Annotated in this window: 11 protein-coding genes, 1 tRNA gene, 2 rRNA genes and 2 pseudogenes (1 of these 16 cut by a window edge); 13 read left to right on the top strand and 3 right to left on the bottom strand. The window is 58.3% G+C overall.

Going from position 1 to position 16,687, the window contains the following annotated elements; all coding sequences use genetic code 11:
* The 4 genes and pseudogenes from BLM14_RS23940 to BLM14_RS23920 form a co-directional block, all read left to right on the top strand.
* Window positions 1-2,345: ribosomal RNA gene (locus tag BLM14_RS23940) — 23S ribosomal RNA — on the top strand (it extends 687 nt beyond the left edge of the window).
* A gap of 214 nt (window positions 2,346-2,559) precedes the next feature.
* A 5S ribosomal RNA gene (gene rrf, locus BLM14_RS23935) occupies window positions 2,560-2,674 on the top strand.
* 170 nt (window positions 2,675-2,844) lie between these two features.
* A tRNA-Met gene (locus BLM14_RS23930) sits at window positions 2,845-2,921 on the top strand.
* A 192-nt stretch (window positions 2,922-3,113) separates the two neighbouring features.
* Window positions 3,114-3,230 (top strand): annotated as a pseudogene (locus tag BLM14_RS23920) (transposase); the annotation flags it as partial.
* A 236-nt stretch (window positions 3,231-3,466) separates the two neighbouring features.
* Here the strand turns inward: BLM14_RS23920 and BLM14_RS23915 are convergent.
* Complete coding sequence (locus BLM14_RS23915) at window positions 3,467-4,483, bottom strand: IS110 family RNA-guided transposase (protein ID WP_100002376.1); 1,017 nt, start codon at window positions 4,481-4,483, stop codon at window positions 3,467-3,469.
* A 69-nt stretch (window positions 4,484-4,552) separates the two neighbouring features.
* Here BLM14_RS23915 and BLM14_RS23910 point away from each other — a divergent pair.
* A pseudogene (locus BLM14_RS23910) lies at window positions 4,553-5,547 on the top strand (IS3 family transposase); the annotation flags it as partial.
* Window positions 5,548-5,607: 60 nt separating this feature from the next.
* On the opposite strand, the gene BLM14_RS23905 reads toward BLM14_RS23910, so the two are convergent.
* Window positions 5,608-6,828: an ATP-binding protein gene (locus BLM14_RS23905; protein ID WP_100002374.1), complete on the bottom strand. Its 1,221-nt coding sequence runs from the start codon at window positions 6,826-6,828 to the stop codon at window positions 5,608-5,610.
* A 144-nt stretch (window positions 6,829-6,972) separates the two neighbouring features.
* Between BLM14_RS23905 and BLM14_RS23900 the strand changes: the two genes are divergently transcribed.
* The gene (locus BLM14_RS23900) at window positions 6,973-7,290 is read left to right on the top strand and encodes a hypothetical protein (RefSeq protein WP_100002373.1); all 318 of its coding nucleotides are present in this window, start codon (window positions 6,973-6,975) and stop codon (window positions 7,288-7,290) included.
* A 136-nt stretch (window positions 7,291-7,426) separates the two neighbouring features.
* On the opposite strand, the gene BLM14_RS23895 is transcribed toward BLM14_RS23900, so the two are convergent.
* Window positions 7,427-8,365: a threonine/serine dehydratase gene (locus BLM14_RS23895; protein WP_100002371.1), complete on the bottom strand. Its 939-nt coding sequence runs from the start codon at window positions 8,363-8,365 to the stop codon at window positions 7,427-7,429.
* Window positions 8,366-8,561: 196 nt separating this feature from the next.
* Here BLM14_RS23895 and BLM14_RS23890 point away from each other — a divergent pair, with 196 nt between their 5' ends.
* The 7 genes from BLM14_RS23890 to deoC all read left to right on the top strand — a co-directional run bounded on the left by BLM14_RS23890 (window position 8,562) and on the right by deoC (window position 16,684).
* Entirely contained in the window at window positions 8,562-9,557 is a 996-nt protein-coding gene (locus BLM14_RS23890; RefSeq protein WP_100002369.1) for a substrate-binding domain-containing protein, read from the top strand.
* 79 nt (window positions 9,558-9,636) lie between these two features.
* Window positions 9,637-10,659, top strand: coding sequence for a galactitol-1-phosphate 5-dehydrogenase (locus BLM14_RS23885; RefSeq protein WP_100002368.1), 1,023 nt, complete (start codon window positions 9,637-9,639; stop codon window positions 10,657-10,659).
* A gap of 28 nt (window positions 10,660-10,687) precedes the next feature.
* Window positions 10,688-12,208 carry an FGGY-family carbohydrate kinase gene (locus BLM14_RS23880; RefSeq protein WP_100002366.1) on the top strand — a complete coding sequence of 507 codons (1,521 nt, stop codon included), beginning with the start codon at window positions 10,688-10,690 and terminating at the stop codon, window positions 12,206-12,208.
* On the top strand, window positions 12,205-13,203 hold the full coding sequence (locus BLM14_RS23875; protein WP_100002364.1) for a sugar-binding transcriptional regulator: 999 nt from the start codon (window positions 12,205-12,207) through the stop codon (window positions 13,201-13,203). Before BLM14_RS23880 ends, BLM14_RS23875 begins: the two co-directional genes overlap by 4 nt.
* Window positions 13,193-14,683: a sugar ABC transporter ATP-binding protein gene (locus BLM14_RS23870; protein WP_100002362.1), complete on the top strand. Its 1,491-nt coding sequence runs from the start codon at window positions 13,193-13,195 to the stop codon at window positions 14,681-14,683. The genes BLM14_RS23875 and BLM14_RS23870 overlap by 11 nt, the downstream gene beginning before the upstream one ends.
* Entirely contained in the window at window positions 14,676-15,683 is a 1,008-nt protein-coding gene (locus BLM14_RS23865; protein WP_100002360.1) for an ABC transporter permease, read from the top strand. The genes BLM14_RS23870 and BLM14_RS23865 overlap by 8 nt, the downstream gene beginning before the upstream one ends.
* Window positions 15,680-16,684 (top strand): deoxyribose-phosphate aldolase, encoded by a 1,005-nt coding sequence (gene deoC, locus BLM14_RS23860; protein WP_237143665.1) that lies wholly within the window; start codon window positions 15,680-15,682, stop codon window positions 16,682-16,684. The genes BLM14_RS23865 and deoC overlap by 4 nt, the downstream gene beginning before the upstream one ends.
* Window positions 16,685-16,687 lie beyond the last annotated feature (3 nt).

The following is a 16,687-nucleotide window of genomic DNA, read 5'->3' as shown; positions in this document are numbered from 1 at the left end:
CTAAGTACTCGTGCATGACCGATAGCGAACCAGTACCGTGAGGGAAAGGTGAAAAGCACCCCGACAAGGGGAGTGAAAGAGATCCTGAAACCGAATGCCTACAAACAGTTGGAGCCCAAGATTTGTTCTGGGTGACAGCGTACCTTTTGTATAATGGGTCAGCGACTTAGTGTGACGAGCAAGCTTAAACCGGTAGGTGTAGGCGCAGCGAAAGCGAGTCTGAACAGGGCGTTCAGTTCGTCGCATTAGACCCGAAACCAAGTGATCTAGCCATGAGCAGGTTGAAGGTAAGGTAACACTTACTGGAGGACCGAACCCGCATCTGTTGCAATAGATTGGGATGACTTGTGGCTAGGGGTGAAAGGCCAATCAAACTTGGAGATAGCTGGTTCTCCGCGAAATCTATTTAGGTAGAGCGTCGATCGAATACCTTCGGGGGTAGAGCACTGGATGGGCTAGGGGATCTCACCGATTTACCAAACCTAACCAAACTCCGAATACCGAAGAGTACTAATCGGCAGACACACGGCGGGTGCTAACGTCCGTCGTGAAGAGGGCAACAACCCTGACCACCATCTAAGGTCCCTAAGTTATGGCTAAGTGGGAAAGGATGTGAGGATCCCAAAACAACCAGGATGTTGGCTTAGAAGCAGCCATCATTTAAAGAAAGCGTAACAGCTCACTGGTCTAAATAAGGGTCTTTGCGCCGAAAATGTACCGGGGCTCAAGCCATACACCGAAGCTGTGGATTTGCTTAGCAATAAGCAAGTGGTAGCGGAGCGTTCTGTAAGCCGTTGAAGAGGGACCCGTGAGGGCCTTTGGAGGTATCAGAAGTGAGAATGCTGACATGAGTAACGATAAAGGGAGTGAGAGACTCCCTCGCCGAAAGTCCAAGGGTTCCTGCTTAAAGTTAATCTGAGCAGGGTTAGCCGGCCCCTAAGGCGAGGCCGAAAGGCGTAGTCGATGGGAACCACGTTAATATTCGTGGGCCTGCGGGTAGTGACGGATCGCGTGTGTTGTTCCTCCTTATTGGATTGGAGGGGCTTCGAAGCGGTTCCAGGAAATAGCTCCCGCGTATAGACCGTACCCTAAACCGACACTGGTGGACTGGTAGAGAATACCAAGGCGCTTGAGAGAACTGCGTTGAAGGAACTCGGCAAATTGCACGCGTAACTTCGGAAGAAGCGTGACCCTTTTTGACGCAAGTCAAGGAGGGTGGCACAGACCAGGGGGTAGCGACTGTTTACCAAAAACACAGGGCTCTGCGAAGTCGCAAGACGACGTATAGGGTCTGACGCCTGCCCGGTGCTGGAAGGTTAAGAGGAGAGGTGCAAGCTTTGAATCGAAGCCCCAGTAAACGGCGGCCGTAACTATAACGGTCCTAAGGTAGCGAAATTCCTTGTCGGGTAAGTTCCGACCTGCACGAATGGCGTAACGACTTCCCCGCTGTCTCCAACGCAGACTCAGTGAAATTGAATTCCCCGTGAAGATGCGGGGTTCCTGCGGTTAGACGGAAAGACCCCGTGCACCTTTACTATAGCTTTACACTGGCATTCGTGTCGGCATGTGTAGGATAGGTGGTAGACTTTGAAGCGGGGGCGCCAGCTCTCGTGGAGTCACCCTTGAAATACCACCCTTACCTATATGGATGTCTAACCGCGGTCCGTTATCCGGATCCGGGACAGTGTATGGTGGGTAGTTTGACTGGGGCGGTCGCCTCCTAAAGAGTAACGGAGGCGCGCGATGGTGGGCTCAGACCGGTCGGAAATCGGTCGTCGAGTGCAATGGCATAAGCCCGCCTGACTGCGAGACTGACAAGTCGAGCAGAGACGAAAGTCGGTCATAGTGATCCGGTGGTCCCGCGTGGAAGGGCCATCGCTCAACGGATAAAAGGTACGCCGGGGATAACAGGCTGATGACCCCCAAGAGTCCATATCGACGGGGTTGTTTGGCACCTCGATGTCGACTCATCGCATCCTGGGGCTGGAGCAGGTCCCAAGGGTATGGCTGTTCGCCATTTAAAGCGGTACGTGAGTTGGGTTCAGAACGTCGTGAGACAGTTCGGTCCCTATCTGCCGTGGGTGTAGGAATATTGACAGGATCTGTCCCTAGTACGAGAGGACCGGGATGGACGTATCTCTGGTGGACCTGTTGTGGCGCCAGCCGCATAGCAGGGTAGCTATATACGGACGGGATAACCGCTGAAGGCATCTAAGCGGGAAACCCACCTGAAAACGAGTATTCCCTATCAGAGCCGTGGAAGACCACCACGTTGATAGGCCGGGTGTGGAAGTGCGGCAACGCATGAAGCTTACCGGTACTAATAGCTCGATTGGCTTGATCATTCTCATTACTTATATCCATCTGTCTCGCTTGCGAGACAGATCGATTGGATTTGTCTCACGCGCCGTATCGCACCTTTGGTGCGGGCGCTGCGACAGCGCGCGGCATAAGCCGCGACGGCCGCTTGGCCTTGCGGGCTTACGCCCGGAACGCAAGCAACCTCCAATCAAAACAAACAAAAACTCCAGCTTCTCACATAACGTTGCGCTTTGCTGACCTGGTGGTTACAGCGGGGTGGCTGCACCCGATCCCATTCCGAACTCGGCCGTGAAACGCCCCAGCGCCAATGGTACTTCGTCTCAAGACGCGGGAGAGTAGGTCGCTGCCAGGTCTGCCAAACGCAACGTTATTCAAAGCTCACAAACACACAGAACAATCCAACAGGCCGCCGCTTTTAACGCAGGGCGGCCTTTTGCTTTTGCAGCCCAAACAATGTAAGATCAAACTTACGCAAAACAGCAAAAGCGGCAAACAATCCCGGTCAACAGCCGGATATGGTGGCGCGGGGTGGAGCAGCCCGGTAGCTCGTCAGGCTCATAACCTGAAGGTCACAGGTTCAAATCCTGTCCCCGCAACCAAACTCAATGCCCGACAAAGCCAGCTTCTTATCCAAAAACCCCGCCTCAAGCGGAGTTTTTGGCGTTTATACGGCAAGCTCCTTCAACCAGGTGACGCCGTCGCTGGCCAGGAAAACCGCTGCGCCAATGACCTGCTCCCCTGGAATGTCCTCGATTTGAGGTTAGTCTGTTCTCCACACCAGGAGACAGAAAATGAAGCGATCCCGTTTCAGCGACGAGCAGATCATCGGTATTTTGAAGGAGCATCAGGCCGGATTATCGGCTGCTGACCTTTGCCGGAAATACGGTGTCAGCGATGCGACGTTTTACATCTATGGACGTCTCTCCCATTGCAAGGTTCTCTCGATTTGAACTAACCGCGCTCTCCCAGGTTGCGAACATCTATCCGGCGTCACCGGATTGGTGCGCCCAAATGGGAATTCCGCGCTGTGAGCCTCAACAAATGGTCGGCCTCGAAGGGCCATTATAAAAGTCAGGTTCCTCACAAACCGGATATTGGCGGTCGGTCACATTTCTTGGATCTCCTTGCAATCCTTATCCCAGCCTCAGGTTGCCGACTGGAATTCCACGTCTCGCCTGAGCACGGCCCAGATTATCCGAGCATTCTTATTTGCCACCGCGACGATCGCACGATTCATCCCACGCCGCTCACGAAGGGCGTTGACCCAGCGGCTAAAGGCGTCTTCCCTTTTGGCTGTTACTCTGACTACGGCCCGCGCGCCGTGCACGAGTAAGGTTCGTAGGTGCTGGTCACCGCGCTTGCTGATCCCCATCAGGATCTTCCGATTTCCGCTGGAATGTTGCCTGGGCACAAGGCCCATCCACGCGGCCAGATGTCTGCCGTTCTTGAACTCACTGCCATCGCCCACCGCGGCCACGATAGCTGTTGCTGTCTTCGGACCTACACCACAAATGCGTGCGATCCGCTGGCACGTCGGATTCGCGCGGAAAACCGCTTCGATACGTCGATCGAAAGCTTTGACCCTTTGATCGATTTGATCAAGAAACTCAAGGAGCTTAGCTATAACGTCGCGGGTCATATCTGTCAGATCGTTGGTCATGTCCGCGATGATTTCCGGGATGGCCCGCCTTGCGCGACGGATTGTGATGCCGACGGTGATCCCACGATCAAGTAAAAGGCCACGCATTTGGCTGACAAGAGCTGTTCGGTGATTCACCAAGCGACTGCGTGCGCGGTGGAGAGACTGTATGTCCTGCTGCTCCTGGTTCTTCGTCGGAACGAACTTCATGTTAGGCTGACGCATCGCAGTGCAGATCGCTTCGGCGTCGTTCTGATCATTCTTTTGGTGCTTGACGAAAGGCTTTACGTACTGGGGCGCAATGATCTTCACCGAGTACCCCAGCTTCTCGAACTGGCGCTGCCAAAAGAATGCCCCGGTGCAAGCCTCTATGCCGATTATACAAGGTGGCAGCTTAACCAATTCAGGCAGCAACTGATCTCGGCGCAAGCGTTTGCTGAATAGCTGCCGGCCCGCCGCATCGGTTCCGTGAAGCTGGAACACGTTCTTTGCAAGATCGATACCTATGAATGCAATTGCCATCTTCTCCTCCTTTGGCTGAACATTCTCTCAACCAGCTTGACCGTTGGAGGGAGAGGCGTCCATCCCATTAAGTGGCGCTCGAAGTTTGGTGGCATGGAAGTGCCGGAAGCCAAGAGGCTAAAGGCACTTGAGGAAGAAAACGGCAAACTGAAGCGTCTCTTGGCGGATGCGATGCTGGATGTATCGACGCTCAAAGAGATGCTTGGAAAAAACTTTTGAGGCCCGGTTCGAGGAGAGATGCCGTGAACTGGGCCATGAATGAAAAGAACTACTCGCAACGCCGTGCCTGTGGACTGGTGGGGATTGATCCGCGGGTTTATCGCTATCGGTCAAGCCGGGCGGATGATGCAGATCTCCGCCACCGCATGCGGGAGCTGGCCAGCGAACGTCGCCGCTTTGGCTACCGCCGGCTTCACATTCTGCTGAAGCGAGAAGGTGTCGAGGTCAATTGGAAGAAGCTTTACCGCCTCTACAAAGAGGAGCGGCTGACGGTGCGCAAGCGTGGCGGCCGCAAACGAGCGCTTGGCACACGTGCGCCGATGGCGATCCCCCAGGGACCAAACCAGCGTTGGAGCCTCGACTTCGTCTCGGATTCTTTGACCGACGGCCGCCGCTTCCGGGTGCTCTGCGTCATCGATGACTTCAGCCGCGAATGTCTGGCAACCGTCGTCGACAATTCGATCTCGGGAACGCGCGTTGGCCGGGAGCTCGACAGGATCGTCGAACACCGTGGAATTCCCTGCATGGTTGTCTCGGACAATGGCACCGAACTGACCTCGAATGCCATCTTGGAATGGCAGCAGGAACGCCAGGTCGACTGGCACTATATCGCACCGGGAAAACCGATGCAGAACGGCTTTATCGAAAGCTTCAACGGCAGACTGCGCGATGAGTGCCTCAACGAGCATCTCTTCACCAGCTATCGGCACGCCCGCCAGATCATCGAGGAATGGAGGATTGACTATAATCTGAACCGCCCCCACACCAGCCTTGACGGCATGACACCCTATGAGTTCGCAACCCGGTCCCAAAAAGGCCAAAACCAGAACAGAGCTAACTTATAAATGCGGACATAAGCGGGAGCAGGTCAGCAAGTTTGAGAATGCAGGCTTCCATGCGCGTTCTCAAGCCCAGAGGGTCGATAAAGGAGCGGCCGCAAGCCGATTCCCGAAAGGAACGAGGTCGCCGCTGTCGTAGAGAACGACGCCATAGGCGAACCTGTCGCCGCAGGCCTCCGCCAGCGTTCGCAGGCCGCTGAAATCTGCCGTCTTAACCGTGGCGCTGGCTTTCACCTCGATCCCGACGATCATGCCGTCGTCGCGCTCCAGCACGATATCGACTTCACGCATCTTCTGATCACGGAAGTGATAGGGCGTCAGCCGCAGCTCCGAGCCGGTCATCAGCTTTCTGACCTCGGAGAACACGAAGCTCTCCAGCAGCGCGCCAAATGCGCCGCGATCCGCCGCCACGCGCTCGAAGGTCAGGCCTCGATTGGTGGCGAGCAATCCGGAATCGAGGAAATGCAGCTTCGGCGTCTTGATGATCCGTTTCAGCGCATTCGAGTACCAGGGCTGAAGTGTCGAAACGAGAAACACCTGTTCCAGTAGCCCGACATAGCGCTGGCCGGTCTTGTAGTTGACATCAATGCTGCCGGCGAACTCCGAATAATTGACCAACTGACCTGAATGCTCCGCCAGCAGGCGAACGAATTTGGGCAGGTCAGTCAGTCTCTCGATCTCGGCGATGTCCCGCAGATCCCGCGTCAGAATGGAGGTCAGATAGGACCGGGCCCAATCCTGGCGCCGTCGTTCGCTCTCGCGGGCGATAGCTTCGGGAAAGCCGCCCTGGAGCACTAGCCGGACCAGATCGTCTCCGACAACGGCCGCCTTGTCGCCCTGCAGCTTCCCCTCGAACAGACGGTTCAGGAATGTGGGTGTTCGGCCAGCGACCTCGGCTTGCGCCAGAGGCAGCATCTGAAGGGTCTCCATCCGGCCAGCCAGGCTGTCGGCAACGCGGGGAAGGGTGAGGACATTGGCCGAGCCGGTCAGCAAGAAACGGCCGGGGCGGTAGTCCTCGTCGACAGTTTTCTTGATCGCGAGCAGCAGATCGGGTGCGCGTTGGATCTCATCGATGATCGCCCGGTCCAGTCCCCGGATGAAGCCCACCGGATTGGACCGCGCCGCGTCGAGCACCGTCTGGTTATCGAGGGTGATATAGGTGCGCCCCGCATCTCCCATCTTGCGCACCAGCGTCGTCTTGCCTGCGCGGCGAGGGCCGACGATCAGCACCACGGGGGTATCTGAAAGGGCCTCTTCCGCGCGCTGCTCGACAAATCGCTTGTACATGCTGATTCCATCAGGAGTGGATATCAGGAGTATGTCCGGTGTCAATTAGGAGTCAAGAGGGCGTTGATTAGTATTATAGGGCGTGGTGATTAGCATCTCGTTCGCGGCTGTCCGCCAGAGTGCGTCTGGTCGAAGTGCTTACCGATGCACGCGGACGCTCGCGGCCATCCGCCGCAACGCGCGCCCAATTTCGACGGCAACAGTGCCCGGCGCCTGTTGAATCAGGATTCTTCGGTTCAGATCAAGAAGGATATCCGGGTCGTTTCGCATGGCGAGGCTGTGTGGGAAGGCCAACCGGTTCTCATCGGCATCAACGGCATCGCCTTGTCAACGGACGGCAGCACCCTCTATTGGACCGTAACCACCGGCAATACCCTCCACGCCTCACCGCGTCAGGCGCATAAGCTGAAGGGTGTGCGGTCGTCCGGCAAAGGGTCTCAGTCAGTCCAGTGGACTGACTGAGACCCGAACCGACAAAGCCTGAAACCCAAGACCAAATCCTTCCCGTCAAAATCAGGTTCTCATCCACCAGATCCGCAAAAACCCCGCCTCAAGCGGGTTTTTTGCGTTTCGGGGCTTCAGATAAAATGTCTCGAGTTTAATCGAACTTCACAGCGGTCGTATTGGCGCCGCAGACGAGGACAGCCATGCGCTCATCCGGCCCGGGCGCATATCTTCCAGACAGCAGCGCGGCGAGCGCTGCAGCGCCACCAGGCTCGGCCACGATACGCACCTTGTCCCAGAGGGCATGTTGCGCGGCACGGATATCATCGTCGGACACCAGTATCGAGCGCTCGACAAAGGCCTGAGCGATCGGAAACATCAGCTCACCCACCCGCTTCGGCGCCAGCGAGTCGGCCGCGATACCTTCGGCCGGTGCGTCCACAGGTTCTCCGGCTGCCAAAGCGAGGTGCAGGGTCGGCGAGCCCTCCGGTTCGACGGCGACGATCTTCACCCTGCCGCGAAACCATGCAGCAATGCCGCCAATCAGGCCGCCGCCTCCAACTGCCACCAGGAGCGTCGTGATCTCCGGCAGATCGGCTTCGATCTCCGCGCCAAGTGTTCCCTGGCCAAGCAGGGTTTCCGGTTGATCGAAGGCGTGAATGGCGAGAGCGCCGCTTTCTTTGGCGTATCGCTCACTTGCCGCGAGCGCATCCGCATAGCGCTCACCGCCGATGACCAGATTGGCACCGTAGCCGCGAATGCGTTCGGCCTTGGCGGGAGAGGTGACGCCCGGCACGAAGATGGCGGCGCGCACGCCCAGCCGCATGGCGGCATAGGCGACCGCCGCACCATGATTGCCGCCCGAGGCTGCAACGACGCCGGCATCTGGCACTGGCCGGGTCAAAAGATTGGTAAAGGCACCGCGCGCCTTGAACGATCCCGAATGCTGCAGGCATTCGAGCTTCAGGTCGACGGGTCTGGCCGCAAGGCCGAAATCAGCCATGTCGACGCGCAGGACCGGTGTGTGGCGGATATGCGGACGGATCAGCCGTTCGATCCCGGCGATGCGTTCATGCGTAATCTCAAGGGACATGGGAGGACTCGGATGTTGAGGAGCTGGGGGAGCTTAGTTCCTGCGACGAGCCAAAGGCAAGCGGCGATCGCATCACGGCATTTTGAACACGCCGCGTTGACAGGTCAAAAAACTTCTGCTTATCTGAATTTACAAATGAGCAATATTTGCACTTTTGTTGTTTTGCCGAAAATCTGAGTCTTTGGGGAGGAAAACCATGCTCAATCGCCGTCGCTTTCTGTCGAAATTTGCCCTTGCCGTATCCGCGCTGTCGCTCGCCGTAGGCTTTGGCATGCCCCTGCCTGCCGCCAATGCGGAGGGCTTGAAGATCGGCTTCAGTCAGGTGACGTTGCAGTCGCCGTTCTATGTACAGTTGAAGACGGGCGCTGAAGCTGCCGCCAAGGCGGGCGGTGACACGCTCGTGTTCCTTGATGCCAATGGTGATGTCAGCAAGCAGAACAATGATATCCAGGATCTCATCACGCAGGGCGTCAACGCGCTGATCATCAATCCGGTCAATCCCGACGCGGTCGTTCCCTCGCTCGAGGCCGCTATTGCCGCCGGCATTCCGGTCATCACGGTCGATCGCAGCGTCAACGGCAAGGGCGTCACAGCCCATGTCGGGCGCGACAACAAGAAGATGGGCCAGATGGTTGGCGAAGCCGTCGTCGCCCGGTTGAAAGCCGACGGGGTTGAGAAGGCCAAGATCATCGAAATTCAGGGCGATGCCGGCGGCGCCGTGATGATGGATCGCCGCGATGGTTTCCACGCTGCGCTCGAAGGCTCCGGTCACACCATCGTCGAGGGTCCTTATGCGGAATATATCCGCGCCAATGCCGTTACCGCCATGCAGGATCTGCTCCAGGCCAATCCGGATGTGAAGGTGGTCTATGCGCACAATGACGATATGGCGCTGGGTGCATTGCAGGTTCTGAAGGAAAACAACCGCAACGATGTGCTCGTCGCCGGTGTCGACGGACTGTCGGAAGCGCTGACCATCATTGCCGAAGGCGGCAACTACATCGCCTCCACGCTGAACGATCCGAAATATCTCGGCGATGTGACGATCCAGGTCGCGCGAGAAGCGGCGGCCAAGAAGGAAGTGGCCAAGTTCGTCGATGCAGGATCGACGCTCGTTACGTCGAAGAACGTCGCCGATTTCCCGCGCGAAGGATTGTTCGCCGAGTATCGTCCGCAAGTTCTCGGCCAGTAAGGGCCGCCTCCCGAGCCTGCGGGGCAGGGAACATCCTGCCCCGCAGTTTCTTTGCAGTTTTCCATCCAAGGATTTTTTCATGCGCGCAGCAGTGCTTTATGCCCCTGGCGATATTCGCCTCGAAGATGTTCCGGTTCCGGAACTCGCCGCCGGCCACGTCCTCTTGCGTGTTGCCTCGGTCGGTGTCTGCGGGTCGGACATGCCGCGCATGCTGATCAAGGGTGCCCACAAGATGCCGCTCATCTGCGGTCATGAGTTTTCCGGCCACATTACCGCGATCGGCGCGGGCGTCGAAGGCTTCAAGGTCGGCGAACTGGTCGCAGTTCCGCCCATGCTGCCCTGTTTCAAGTGCGACCAGTGCCAGAAGGGTCAGTTTTCGCGCTGCCGGGACTATGATTATTTCGGCTCGCGGCGAAATGGCGCCTATGCGGAATATGTCTGCGTCCCGGTTTCCAACCTGCTGAAGACGCCGGAAGGCATCGATCCGCGTGCCGTCGCCATGACGGATCCGGCTTCGATTGCGCTCCATGCGATCTGGAAGGCCGGCGGTATCGGCATGGGCCAGCGCGGTGCCGTCATCGGCTGCGGACCGATAGGCCTCTTCGCCATCCAGTGGATGCGATTGATGGGTGCCAGCGAAGTTGTCGCCGTGGATGTATCCGAGGAGAAACTGGCGATGGCGCGCCGCGCGGGCGCAAAGCACACTTTGCTTGCCGGCGCAGATATCCCGTCGCATCTGCTTTGCGACACGATTATCGAAGCCGCCGGTCATCCCTCGTCGATCAATATGGCGGTGAAAATGGCTGCGCCCAGCGGTCATGTCGTGTTCATCGGCATTCCGGTTGCGGACGTCACGCTGGACAACAAGACCTTCCAGCATTTCCTCAGGCAGGAGATTTCCCTGCACGGATCGTGGAACTCCTTCGGCGCGCCCTATCCGGGGCCGCAATGGACAGTCACACTGGAAAAGCTCGGTTCGGGCGAGCTTGAATGGGAGTTCATGATCACCCATGATCTCGATCTTGCCGAACTGCCCGGCATGTTCGAGAAATTTCAGACCGAAAGGTCCATGTTCTTTTCGAAAGTGATGTTCCGTCCCTGAGCGGGCGGAACGGGAGGAGTTTTAAGGGATGACACTTGTCCTGAACTTCGATCTTGGCACGGGAGGTGTCAGGGCGGGGGTTTACGATGTGGAGCGCAGGATGATGCTCTCCCTGTCGCAAGCCAGCTATGCCACCACCTATCCGCGCGCCGGCTGGGCAGAACAGCAGCCGGAAGAGTGGTGGAAGGCGGTTGTCGACGCAGGGCGCAGCGCCGTTGCGCAATGCGGATCGGGCGAGATCGCCGCTGTCTGCGTAGCGACGACGGCGTCTTCCGTCGTGATTTGCAACGCGCGGAGCGAGCCGCTCTATCCGGCGATCCTGTGGATGGATTGCCGGGCCAGCAAGGAAGCCCGCGCGACTGAAAGTGTCGAACATCCGGTCATGGCCTATAGCGGCGGCGGCGACGCAGTGGAATGGCTGGTTCCAAAAGCCATGTGGCTGGCCGCGAACGAACCTGCAATCTTCGCCGAGGCGGATATCATCTGCGAAGCACTGGATTTCATCAATTACCGGCTGTGCGGCGCGTGGGTTGGCTCGCGCATGAATGCTGCGTGCAAATGGAATTACGATTCGAAGAATGCCGCCTTCGTGCCGGAAATCTACGAAGCCCTTGGCATCCCCGAACTGCAGCAAAAGCTGCCGCAACGCATCGTGCCCGTCGGTGATGCAATCGGTGAACTGCTGCCGGACATTGCGAAAGAGTTCGGCATCACCGGCCGGGCGATTGTTGCCCAGGGAGGCATTGACGCACATATCGGCGTGCTCGGTGCGGGAACGGTTGCTGCGGGCGGCATGCTCATCATTGGTGGGACTTCGGTTGTGCATCTGACCCACCTGAAGGAGCAGGGCGATGTCAGCGGCTTCTGGGGACCTTATCCCAATGCCCTGGTGGATGGTCTGTGGCTGGTCGAAGCTGGGCAGGTCTCGGCGGGCTCGATTCTCAACTGGTTCAGCCAGAAACTCTTCGGGCTCGATGAGCAAGGCCATGCGGCGTTGATCCGCGACGCGTCGAATCTGCAGGCGCGCAATTCCGGCCTGCTGACGCTGGATTACTGGATGGGCAACCGCACGCCCTATCGCGATGCGGATCTGCGCGGTGCCGTTCTCGGCCTGTCGCTTGGCCATGACCGCGCCGACGTCTACGCCTCCGCTGTCGATGCTATCGCGCTCGGCTCGGCCAATGTCGTTGCCGTTCTGGAAGAGCGCGGCGTTGTGGTCGACCGCATCGTCATTGCCGGTGGAATATGCAAGAATTCCCTGTGGTTACAGGCCACTGTCGATGCCTTGGGCAGGCGGGTTCATGTCGCGCATGAAGACAATCTTTCGCTGATTGGCACTGCGGTCTGTTCGGCCCATGCGCTCGGTCTGTTTCCCGATCTGATCACGGCTTCCGAGGCCTGCGCGGCATCCACGAAAGGGGTTGTGCCGGATGCAAGATGGTCGGCGCGCTATCGCGACACGATGGAACTTTATAGAAATGCAACGGAATCATTGACGCCGATGCTCCACGCATTGAGTGCACGGCAAAGGGCGGGGGCCGAACGATGAACGATGCAAGACTGAACAATCCATCCGTCCGGTTACCATCCGACGAGCAGCGTGAACATCTCATGGTGCGTGTTGCCAAGCTTTACTACGACCTCGAACGGACGCAGAGCGAGATTGCAACGGAACTTGGCCTGACCCGCTGGCAGGTCGGACGGCTGTTGACGGAAGCCAAGGAGCTTGGCGTGGTCCGCATCGAAATCACCCCGCGTGCCTATCGCAAGACCGAACTGGAAGTCCGGCTGCAGCAGGAATTCGGCCTCAAGGATGCCATCGTCGTTCCCTCCGGCGGCACGACGGATTCGGCCCTGCTGATGGAAAGCGTTGCGCAGGCCGCTGCCAAATACCTTGCCGGGCTCAATCCCAAGGCAGATCTGATTGGCGTGTCCTGGGGCCGTACCATGTCGGCTGTCGCAAGGTTCCTGCCCAGCAACTGGAATCCCGGCGTTCACGTGGTTCTCGTCAACGGTTCGACCAATCTGCGCTCGACAGCGACCCATACGAGTGCAGTCGCTGAAGAATTCGCCAAGGCGGGCAATGGTTCGGCAACGCTGCTTCCGGTTCCGGCAATCGTCGGCAAGAAGAGCACCCGGGAGGTGCTGGAGGAGGACCCGATCATCGAACGGGTGTTGACGCTGGCCATGCAGGCTGACGTCGTCTGCTTCGGTATGGGCGGCATCACCCACGAGTCCGTTCTTCTCAGTTCCGGCTATCTTGATGAAGCGGATATCGACCGCCTGAAGGAAGCCGGTGCAGTAGGTGATATCCTTGGCCGTTTCGTTGATCGTGACGGCAAGATTGTCGATACGGCCATCGACGACAGGACCGTCGGTTTGCGTCTCGAATATCTCAAAACGAAACAGTGGTCGATTGGCGTGGTAGCAGGCGAAGAGAAATTGCAGATCGCCGTCTCGGCGCTGAAAGCCGGCTATGTCTCGGTCATCGTCACCGACGAAGCGACCGCCCGCTTTGCGTTGGGGATAAAAGATGGCGAATGATGTCCTGACCGTCGAGCGTGTATCGAAGATCTTCATGCCCAATATCATCGCGCTGGAATCGGCGTCGTTGAATGTGCGTGCGGGGGAGGTCCACTGTCTCCTCGGAGCCAATGGCGCGGGCAAGTCAACCCTGCTCAAGATCATCGCCGGAGCATTTCGCCCGACCGATGGCGTACTGATGCTGGATGGCGTGCCTGTCGAGTTGCGCTCGCCGGCGGAAGCCGCGCGGCTTGGCATCTCGATGATCTATCAGGAGCTTGATCTCGTTCCGCAATTGACGGTGGAACAGAATCTGTTTCTTGGTCATGCGCCCAGCAAATTTGGCCTCATCAATCACAAGGAACGCCGCCGGCGCTCCAGCGAAGCGCTAAAACGGGTCGGTGCCAAATTCTCGCCGGACGTCCGGGTTGAAACGCTCTCCGTTGCCAATCAGCAGCTGACGGCCATTGCCCGTTCGCTCACCATGGACGCCAAGATCATCATCATGGACGAGCCTTCGGCGTCGCTCAACGAGACCGAGCTTGAAAGCGTGTTCGAGGTCATCCGCGACCTTGTCAGGCACGGCGTCGCCATTCTCTATGTCAGTCATCGCCTTGGCGAACTGCGTGAGATCGGCGATCGTGTCACCGTTCTGCGAGGCGGCAAGACCATCGATACGTTCGACGTCGCGAGCACTAGCGACGAAGCATTGGTTGAGGCCATCATTGGCAAGGAGCGTTCGCTGATCGAGCGCAAGGCGCGCAAGGCAGTCACCGGAAATGTAGCGCTGCACGTCAACCGGTTGCGCGGGGCCGAGGGCCTCGATATTGCCGGACTGGAGGTTCGTTGGGGCGAGGTGGTCGGTCTGACAGGTCTCAACGGCTCGGGCCGTACCTCATTCCTGAAGGCGCTTTTCGGTGCCAACAGTTTCGAAGGCGAGATCCTGCTGGAGGACAAGGCCTTCCACCCGCGCCATCCGGCAGACGCGATCGGGCGCGGCATTGGCCTGGTGCCGGAAAGCCGCAAGACCGAAGGTCTCATCCTCCACGCGCCGATCTACAAGAATGCCACCCTGCCATCGATGCGCGAGAGCTGGCTGACGCGGCATTCCCTGCAAAAGCAGCGCACGACGCCGGTTCTGAAAAGCCTTTCCACAAAATATGGCAAGCCGGAACAGGCGGTTGTCCAGCTCTCCGGCGGCAATCAGCAGAAGGTCGTCCTGGCAAAATGGATCATCAACGGCGCGCGCGTTCTGTTGCTGGACGAGCCAAGCCGCGGCCTCGATATCGGAGCCAAGGCCGACCTCTATAGTCTCGTCGACAAGCTTGCCGAGGACGGGGCAGCGGTCATCGTCGCCAGCAGCGAGCTCGAAGAACTTTATGCGGCTTGCGATGCGATCTGGGTCTTCCACGAAGGCCGCAACATCGGCAAGTACGATCCTTCCGTCACCGACCGCGACACCATATTGCGGGCCACAATTCTGGGTGAAAATCATGTCTAATACCGCTTTGTCGCAGGTTCAGCCGCCTTCACCGGCAATGGGCAAACGCCTTGCCGATCTGGCGATCGAATATAATTTCATCGTCATCTTTCTCGCCGTCGTGGTCATTGCTGCGACGCTGTCGAATAACTTCCTGACCTTTACCAATATCGCCAACCTGTTCCAGCAGGCGGCGGTGGTCGGCGTTGTCGCGATCGGCATGACCTTCGTTATTCTGACAGGCAATATCGACCTGTCGGTCGGCAGTGTCGTGGCGCTCTGCGGCATGCTTGTAGCCGTGCTGATGTCGCATGGCTTCGACCCTGTCGTCGCCGTGGCAATCACGGCGCTTGTTGGCACAGCCTGCGGCGCGGCGATGGGTGCGATCAGCGCCCTCGCGCAGGTGCCGAGCTTCATCGTCACGCTGGCCGGTCTCGTGTCTTTTCGCGGCATCACCTATCTGATGACTGACGGCGTGCCGGTCAGCGGCCTGCCGCAGGGATTTGCCGCGATTGGCTCAACGATGGTGCCGATCCTGCCTGGCTTTGCCGTCTCGTCCATGGGGCTCATCTTCATCGTTCTATGTATCCTGGCCGGGCTGGTTTTGCGTCTGACCGTGTTCGGCGAGTATGTTTTCGCGACTGGCGGCAATCCTGAAGCGGCGCGCCTGTCTGGTCTGCCGACACGTTTCATCGTCACTGCAGTGTTCGCTGTTTCCGGTTTCATGGCGGCGCTCGGCGGTATTCTGCTGACCTCGCGTTTGCGTATCGGTCAACCGACGGCGGCGCAGGGTCTCGAACTGGACGCCATCGCAGCGGTTGTTCTTGGCGGAACAAGCCTCTTCGGTGGGCGTGGCGGTGTCCTCGGCACATTCTTTGCCGTAATGCTGCTTCAGGTACTTCGTAATATATTCAATCTTCTGGGATTGGGCTCCTTCTATCAGATGACTGTAACCGGTATCATTATCGTTGCAGCCATCTTGCTCAATCGCTTCATCGATCACAGGAAGGGTCGGGGATGAACACCCAACATGCAGTGGTTCCAAAAGGAACAGAAATCGAGCTGGCACATTCCCATGCCCGCAACACCGGTACAAAACTCAAGCCCGAGTGGTTCGAGGATATTGCCGTCAACCGTTCGGCGACAGAGCGCCGTGCTGCGACGCTGACAACGCGCCGGACCGTGAAAAAGGAATATCAGGCGGCCTGGCTGGTCAAGGCGATCACCTGCATCGATCTCACCACGCTTGCCGGTGACGATACGGCGGGCCGGGTTCGCCGGCTGTGTGCCAAGGCGAAGCGCCCGGTGCGTGAGGATATTCTCGAAGCGCTGGGGCTTGCCGATGAGAACATTACGACCGGTGCTGTCTGCGTTTACCCGACAATGGTGCCCCATGCAGTAAAGGCCTTGCATGGCTCGGGCATTCCCGTCGCCTCGGTGGCGACCGGTTTTCCAGCAGGCCTGACACCGCTGCCACAGCGTCTTGCCGAAATCCATTATGCGGTGGGCGAGGGCGCTGCCGAAATCGACATTGTCATCACGCGCGAACACGTGCTGACGCAGAACTGGTCGGCGCTCTATGACGAGATCGCGCAGATGCGCGAAGCATCGGGCGATGCCCACATGAAAGCCATTCTGGCAACCGGCGATCTCAACACGCTGCGCAATGTCTACCGCGCCTCCATGGTGGCGATGCAGGCGGGGGCCGATTTCATCAAGACATCGACCGGCAAGGAAGACGTGAACGCCACGCTTCCCGTCAGCCTGATCATGCTGCGTGCCTTGCGTGATTATGGCGAACTGTCCGGCCAGACGGTCGGTTTCAAGCCGGCTGGCGGTATGAAGACTGCCAAGGATGCCATGAACTGGCTGATCCTGATGAAGGAAGAGCTCGGACTGCCTTGGCTGCAGCCGGACCTGTTCCGTTTAGGGGCAAGTTCGATGCTCGGCGATATCGAGCGCCAGCTGGAACATTATGTGACGGGCCGCTATGCCGCGTCTTCGCGCCACGCGCTCGCCTAAGGA

Origin of the sequence: Phyllobacterium zundukense, assembly GCF_002764115.1 — a bacterium.
Classification (GTDB): Bacteria; Pseudomonadota; Alphaproteobacteria; order Rhizobiales; family Rhizobiaceae; genus Phyllobacterium; species Phyllobacterium zundukense.
The sequence above is the reverse complement of the archived record's forward strand: the minus strand, read 5'-3'. Positions and strand labels throughout refer to the sequence as shown.

Excerpts from the sequence above, each read along its gene's own strand:
- BLM14_RS23915 (WP_100002376.1), bottom strand. The coding sequence starts at position 4,483 with ATGGCAATTGCATTCATAGGTATCGATCTTGCAAAGAACGTGTTCCAG.
- BLM14_RS23905 (WP_100002374.1), bottom strand. The coding sequence starts at position 6,828 with ATGTACAAGCGATTTGTCGAGCAGCGCGCGGAAGAGGCCCTTTCAGAT.
- BLM14_RS23900 (WP_100002373.1), top strand. The coding sequence starts at position 6,973 with ATGCACGCGGACGCTCGCGGCCATCCGCCGCAACGCGCGCCCAATTTC.
- BLM14_RS23895 (WP_100002371.1), bottom strand. The coding sequence starts at position 8,365 with ATGTCCCTTGAGATTACGCATGAACGCATCGCCGGGATCGAACGGCTG.
- BLM14_RS23890 (WP_100002369.1), top strand. The coding sequence starts at position 8,562 with ATGCTCAATCGCCGTCGCTTTCTGTCGAAATTTGCCCTTGCCGTATCC.
- BLM14_RS23885 (WP_100002368.1), top strand. The coding sequence starts at position 9,637 with ATGCGCGCAGCAGTGCTTTATGCCCCTGGCGATATTCGCCTCGAAGAT.
- BLM14_RS23880 (WP_100002366.1), top strand. The coding sequence starts at position 10,688 with ATGACACTTGTCCTGAACTTCGATCTTGGCACGGGAGGTGTCAGGGCG.
- BLM14_RS23875 (WP_100002364.1), top strand. The coding sequence starts at position 12,205 with ATGAACGATGCAAGACTGAACAATCCATCCGTCCGGTTACCATCCGAC.
- BLM14_RS23870 (WP_100002362.1), top strand. The coding sequence starts at position 13,193 with ATGGCGAATGATGTCCTGACCGTCGAGCGTGTATCGAAGATCTTCATG.
- BLM14_RS23865 (WP_100002360.1), top strand. The coding sequence starts at position 14,676 with ATGTCTAATACCGCTTTGTCGCAGGTTCAGCCGCCTTCACCGGCAATG.
- deoC (WP_237143665.1), top strand. The coding sequence starts at position 15,680 with ATGAACACCCAACATGCAGTGGTTCCAAAAGGAACAGAAATCGAGCTG.